This is a genomic window from Caldimonas sp. (assembly GCF_046289365.1).
Taxonomy (GTDB): domain Bacteria; phylum Pseudomonadota; class Gammaproteobacteria; order Burkholderiales; family Burkholderiaceae_C; genus Caldimonas.
The window spans coordinates 1-5,751 of sequence record NZ_JBKBVU010000073.1; the positions used below are offsets into that span (position 1 = coordinate 1).

Annotated in this window: 7 protein-coding genes and 2 pseudogenes; 3 read left to right on the forward strand and 6 right to left on the reverse strand. The window is 66.9% G+C overall.

The features are described 5' to 3' along the window. From ACK42S_RS09210 to ACK42S_RS09220, 3 genes and pseudogenes are all read left to right on the forward strand, one after another. Positions 1-158, forward strand: a pseudogene (locus ACK42S_RS09210) (cell division protein FtsZ); the annotation flags it as partial. A 180-nt stretch (positions 159-338) separates the two neighbouring features. Beyond that, on the forward strand, positions 339-1,274 hold the full coding sequence (gene lpxC / locus ACK42S_RS09215) for a UDP-3-O-acyl-N-acetylglucosamine deacetylase (protein WP_409706025.1): 936 nt from the start codon (positions 339-341) through the stop codon (positions 1,272-1,274). A gap of 11 nt (positions 1,275-1,285) precedes the next feature. After that, complete coding sequence (locus ACK42S_RS09220; RefSeq protein ID WP_409706028.1) at positions 1,286-1,474, forward strand: hypothetical protein; 189 nt, start codon at positions 1,286-1,288, stop codon at positions 1,472-1,474. Here ACK42S_RS09220 and ruvC read toward each other — a convergent pair. The 6 genes and pseudogenes from ruvC to ACK42S_RS09250 form a co-directional block, all read right to left on the reverse strand. Next, entirely contained in the window at positions 1,468-2,019 is a 552-nt protein-coding gene (ruvC, locus tag ACK42S_RS09225) for a crossover junction endodeoxyribonuclease RuvC (protein ID WP_409706031.1), read from the reverse strand. The genes ACK42S_RS09220 and ruvC overlap by 7 nt on opposite strands. Then, the gene (locus tag ACK42S_RS09230) at positions 2,016-3,005 is read right to left on the reverse strand and encodes a phosphatidate cytidylyltransferase (RefSeq protein WP_409706034.1); all 990 of its coding nucleotides are present in this window, start codon (positions 3,003-3,005) and stop codon (positions 2,016-2,018) included. Before ACK42S_RS09230 ends, ruvC begins: the two co-directional genes overlap by 4 nt. Further along, the gene (locus ACK42S_RS09235) at positions 3,002-3,631 is read right to left on the reverse strand and encodes a lysophospholipid acyltransferase family protein (RefSeq protein WP_409706037.1); all 630 of its coding nucleotides are present in this window, start codon (positions 3,629-3,631) and stop codon (positions 3,002-3,004) included. The genes ACK42S_RS09230 and ACK42S_RS09235 overlap by 4 nt, the downstream gene beginning before the upstream one ends. Positions 3,632-3,648: 17 nt before the next feature. Then, positions 3,649-5,235, reverse strand: a complete 1,587-nt coding sequence (purH, locus tag ACK42S_RS09240; protein WP_409706040.1) for a bifunctional phosphoribosylaminoimidazolecarboxamide formyltransferase/IMP cyclohydrolase — start codon at positions 5,233-5,235, stop codon at positions 3,649-3,651. Between the two features lie 14 nt (positions 5,236-5,249). Then, positions 5,250-5,486 carry a Fis family transcriptional regulator gene (locus tag ACK42S_RS09245; RefSeq protein ID WP_104300311.1) on the reverse strand — a complete coding sequence of 79 codons (237 nt, stop codon included), beginning with the start codon at positions 5,484-5,486 and terminating at the stop codon, positions 5,250-5,252. Then, positions 5,483-5,751: pseudogene (locus ACK42S_RS09250) on the reverse strand (tRNA dihydrouridine synthase DusB); the annotation flags it as partial. The gene ACK42S_RS09245 and the pseudogene ACK42S_RS09250, both read right to left, overlap by 4 nt.

A 5,751-nucleotide genomic window follows, 5' to 3' on the forward strand; every position in this document is an offset into this window, starting at 1 on the left:
CGGCGCACGTGCCCCAGGCGCATGACTACGCCAGCCTGAACACCCCCAGCGTGTGGCGCACGGGCCGCACCCAGGCGGCGGCCAAGGTCGATGCGCTGGCCAGCAACGGCATGGACGAGATCGAGATTCCGGCGTTCCTGCGCAAACAGGCCGACTGATGGGCCCCCGACGCGCTGGGCGCGAGCCCTCAAAGGGCGACACCAGCGGACCGGCGCCGCCGGATCCGCGGTGTCCGCTCGGCGTGTTCGGGGCTGCTATCGTCGTGATAGCGCAGAAATCGGCGCCACGCATCCATTGGAAGCGAAAGGTCTATAGGCATTGCCTAAAATGAGGGCGTCATGCTTCAACAACGCACCCTGAAGTCGCTGACCCGCGCGGTCGGGGTTGGGCTGCACAGTGGCCAGCGCGTGGAACTCACGCTGCGTCCTGCGGCACCCGACACCGGCATCGTGTTTCGGCGCATCGACCTGCCTGTGCCGGTCGAGATCCCCGTGTCGGCCACTGCCATCACCGACACGCGGCTGAACTCGACCCTGTCGGCCGGCGGCGACCCCGGTGCGCCGGGGGTGCACACGGTGGAGCACCTGATGTCCGCGTGTTGCGGCCTGGGTATCGACAACCTCTACATCGATATCACGGCCGAGGAAGTTCCGATCCTGGACGGCTCTGCCGCCTCCTTCGTCTACCTCCTGCACAGTGCCGGGATCGAACTCCAGCGCGCGCCCAAGCGCTTCCTGCGCATCCTCAAGCCCGTCGAGGTGCGCGAGGGGGAGGGCCGCAGCCTCAAGTGGGCGCGGCTCGACCCCTACCACGGCTTCAAACTCGCCTTCGAGATCGACTTCGACCACCCGGCCGTCAACCAGACCGGCCAGCGCGTCGAGTTTGACTTTGCCAGCGGCCGCTACAGCCGCGACATCGCCCGCGCGCGCACCTTCGGCTTCACCAAGGACGTCGAAATGATGCGCTCGCGTGGCCTGAGCCTGGGCGGCAGCATGGACAACGCCATCGTCGTCGATGACTACCGCGTGCTCAACGCCGAGGGCCTGCGCTATGACGACGAATTCGTCAAACACAAGATCCTCGACGCCATCGGCGACCTCTACGTCGTTGGCAAACCCATGCTCGCGGCTTACAGTGCCTACAAGTCCGGGCATGCGTTGAACAACAAGCTGCTGCGCGCCGTGCTGGCCGATGCCAGCCAGTACGAGATCGTCACCTTCGAGGATGAACGCCAGGCGCCGCAAGGCTTCGCGCAACTCGCGCCGGCCTGGTGAGTGCGCAGCCGATGCTCGTCTTGCGTATCGCGATCCTGCTGCTGCTCCTGGCCGCCATCGTCTGTTTTGGCCTGTACCTGCTGCGCAACGACCGGCGCTGGCTCCGTCTGGGAGTGGCCATCACGAAGTGGACCCTCGTGGCGGCACTGGGCTTCTTTGCGGTGGTGATCGCCGACAGGATGCTCTGGCCCCGTCAGTAACTGCGCCCACCCTTGATCTGTGCGTGCGTGCGCCGACGCAGCGCACCGCCGGACTTGGCCACGGCCGCGAAGGCCGCGCCGGCATGGGCATGGCAGATTGCCAGCCCCAGGGCATCGGCGGCATCCTTGCCGGGCTCGCCGGGCAGGTGCAGCAGCCGTGCCACCATCGCCTGGATCTGCTCCTTGCGCGCCAGGCCGTGACCGGTGATGGCCTTCTTCATCTGCAAGGCGGTGTACTCGTGCACCGGCAGGTGGCAGCTCACCAGGGCGGCCAATGCGGCACCGCGGGCCTGACCCAGCAGCAAGGTGGACTGCGGGTTGACGTTGACGAAGACGATTTCCACCGAGGCCACGGTGGGCTGGTAGCGTGCGACCACCTCGCGGATCCCCTCGAAGAGGATCTTCAGGCGTGCGGGCAGGTCGCCCTGGTCGGCGCTCTTGGTCTTGATGGTGCCGCTGGCCACGTAGCGCAGGCGTGGGCCTTCCACGTCCACCACACCGAAGCCCGTGGTCTGCAGGCCGGGGTCGATGCCGAGCACCCTCATGGCCGCAGCTCGAAGTACCAGCGCACCGAATGCAGGAACACCGGCGCGGCGAAGCTCAGCGCAGCGATGCGATCGAGCAGCCCCACGGCGCCGGTGACGGGGTGGCCCTCGGCATGCCAGGCCGAGCGCACGCCGGCATCACGCTTGAGCGCCTTCATCACGAAGTGGCCGAACATGCCGGCGGTGCAGGCGATGAAGCTCATCGCAAAGGCCTGGCCGGCCTTGAACGGGGTGATCCAGTAGAGCAGGGCACCGCAGAAGCTGCCGACCAGCACGCCGGCTCCTGCGGCGCCCCAGGAAAAGGACGTGCTGATGGCCGGGGCCACCGGTGTCAGAGGCCGATGGCGGGCCACGTAGGACTGCACAAGCAAGCCCGTCTGCACCACGAAGACCAGCAGGAAGAGCAGGAAGGCGCCGCGCTGCGCATAGCCCGGAAACTCGAGCAGCAGCAGTGCCGGAGCGTGGCTCAGGCCATAGACGCAAACCATGATGCCCCACTGGATCTTGGCATTGCGCTCCAGGAAGCGCTCGGGGTCGTTGGCCAGTGCGCTGATCACCGGGATCGCGAAGAAGACGTAGACCGGGATGAAGACCGAGAACAGGTCGAACTGGCGTGTGCCGACGAGGGAGTACTGCAGCGGCAAAACGACGAAGAAAGCCAGGATGAGGCTGCGGTGGTCACCGCGGCGCGTGTGGCTGAGCGTGATGAACTCGCGCAGCGCATAAAACGACAGCAGCCCGAACAGCAGCATCGAGACGAAGGCGCCGGCGATCCAGGCGATCCAGAACACCGACACCCACACCCAGGAGTCGCGCAGCACGCGCTTGAAGCGCTCGACACGGCCGACCTGCGGCTCTGTCTGCGCCTTCAGGCTCATCACCGTGGCGAGCATCGATGCCAGGGCCAGCAGGCCGAAGACGATGAGAAAGAGCAGGCCGATCTGCTCGCCGGCCGTCCAGCCGCGCAAGGTCTTGAACACGTTCATGCCCCGGCCCTCCCGGGCCTGCGCAGCGCGATCACGGCGGCGCGGGCGCGCTCCAGAAAGGCGCGCTTGTCCTCGTCGGGCTCCAGTTGCATCGGCGAGCCGAAGGTCACCGAGCACAGCATCGGCACGGGCACGACCTCTCCCTTGGGCATCACGCGCTGGACGTTGTCGATCCAGCAGGGGATCAACGGGATGTCGGGGAACTGCTGGGCCAGGTGGTACAGCCCCGACTTGAAGGGCTGCGGCTCGCCCAGGTTGCTGCGCGTGCCTTCCGGGAAGATCACCAGCGAGTCGCCATGTTGGAGGGCATCGATCAGCGGCTCCAGCGGGTCCTGGTCATCGGTGCGCTGCCGGTTCACGTAGACCGCGTTGAACACCTCGCGGGTGAGCCAGTGCTTGAGCTTGCTGGACGTCCAGTAATCCTTGGCCGCGATCGGCCGCGTCTGGGCGCGCAGCTCATGGGGCAGTGCACACCAGATCAGCACCCAGTCGAGGTGGCTCTGATGGTTGGCAAAGTAGATGCGCTGCTCGGCCTTGGGCACGCAGCCCAGCCAGTGGCCCTGTGCGCCGGTGATCAGGCGGGCCAGGGCCGACAGGAGCGCTGCGGTGGCGTCGGCAAGGGTCATGAGCCGCGCGCCAGCGCTCAGTGTCGGAAATGACGCACGCCGGTGAGCACCATCGCGATGCCCCGCTCGTCCGCGGCGGCAATGACCTCGTCATCGCGCACGCTGCCGCCGGGCTGGATCACGCAGGTGGCGCCGGCGTCACAGACCACGTCCAGGCCGTCGCGGAAGGGAAAGAAGGCGTCGCTGGCCACGGCCGAGCCTTGCAGGGAGAGCCCTGCATTGCCGGCTTTGATCGAGGCGATGCGGGCCGAGTCGATGCGGCTCATCTGGCCGGCCCCCACGCCCAGGGTCATGCCGCCACCGCAGAACACGATGGCATTGGACTTGACGTACTTGGCCACGCGCCAGGCGAACAGCAGATCGGCCAGTTGCTCGGGCGTGGGTTGTTTTTTCGTCACGACCTTCAGTTCGTCGAGGCGCACCTCGCGGTTGTCGGCCGTCTGCAGCAGCAGGCCCGAGCCCACGCGCTTGGCGTCCATCAGGTTGCGGCCCTGGTCCCAGGCCGTGGTGCCGCCCGGGGGCAGGGCGATCTCGAGCAGGCGGGTGTTGGCCTTGGCGGCGAAGATGGCACGGGCCTCCTCCGAGAAGCCCGGGGCGATCAACACTTCGACGAATTGCTTGGCCACGAGCTGGGCTGCAGCCCCGTCCACCGCGCGGTTGAAGGCGATGATGCCGCCGAAGGCCGAGGTCGGGTCGGTCTTGAACGCTTTCGCATAGGCTTCGGCCGGGTCGGCTCCCAGGGCCACGCCGCAGGGGTTGGCGTGCTTGACGATCACGCAGGCCGGGGTCTCGAAGGACTTGACGCACTCCCAGGCCGCGTCGGCATCGGCGATGTTGTTGTACGAGAGTTCCTTGCCCTGGAGCTGCCGGGCCGTGACCAGCGAGCCGGGGGCCGGGTGGAGGTCGCGGTAGAAGGCGGCCTGCTGGTGCGGGTTCTCGCCGTAGCGCAGGTCCTGCACCTTCACGAAGCGGCCGTTGCTCTGCCCGGGGAAGAGGCTGCGCGTGCCGTCGGGTTGCAGCGACGAGAGGTAGTCGCTGATCGCGCCATCGTAATCGGCGATGCGGTTGAAGGCGGCCACGGCGAGCCGGAAGCGCGTTTCGGGCAGGGTGGTGCCGTGGCGCTGCAGTTCCTCGATGACACCGGCGTACTGGCTGGCGTCGGTCAGCACGGTGACGTCTTTCCAGTTCTTCGCGGCCGAGCGCACCATCGCCGGTCCGCCGATGTCGATGTTCTCGATCGCGTCGTCCAGCGTGCAGCCGGGCTGGGCCACGGTGGCTTCGAAGGGGTAGAGATTGACCACCAGCAGGTCGATGGTGCCGATGCCGTGTTCTTTCAGCGCGGCCATGTGCTCGGGCAGGTCACGACGCGCCAGCAGGCCACCGTGCACGCGCGGATGCAGGGTCTTCACGCGGCCGTCGAGCATCTCTGGAAAGCCGGTGAGTTCGGCCACCTCGGTGACGCTCAGGCCCGCCTCGGTCAGCAGCCGGGCTGTGCCGCCGGTGGAGACGAGCCGGATGTTGAGTGCCGCAAGCGCGCGCGCGAATTCGACGATGCCGGTCTTGTCCGAGACCGAAAGCAGGGCGGTGAGGGGCGGGTTCGACATGGGGGGCCTTGGTCTTACTTGATCAGTTTGTGTTCGACGAGTTTGCGCCGCAGCGTGTTGCGGTTGATGCCCAGCCATTCGGCCGCGCGCGACTGGTTGCCTTCGGCGTGCTGCATCACCACCTCCAGCAGCGGTTTTTCCACGACGGAGATGATCATCTCGTGCATGGAGTGGGGTTCCTCGCCCCGCAAGTCCTTGAAATAGGACTCCAGGCTCGCGCGGATGCATTCTTCGATCTGCTTCTTGCTCATGCGACCTCGGTTTCGAAGGGCTCGTCCTGCCTGGCCGGTGCATCAGGCAGATGCACGTGGCGCTGCGACAGCGCTTCAAAGTACTGATTCAAGGCGGAGATCTGCGCATCGCAGCTCTCCAGCGTGTTGATGTGCCGGCGCAGGGTCTCGCCGCCCGGCAGGCCGCGCACGTACCAGCCGATGTGCTTGCGGGCGGTGCGCACGCCGCTCCACTCGCCATAGAGGCTGTAGTGGTCATGCAGGTGTTCGACGAGCCAGCCGTGCA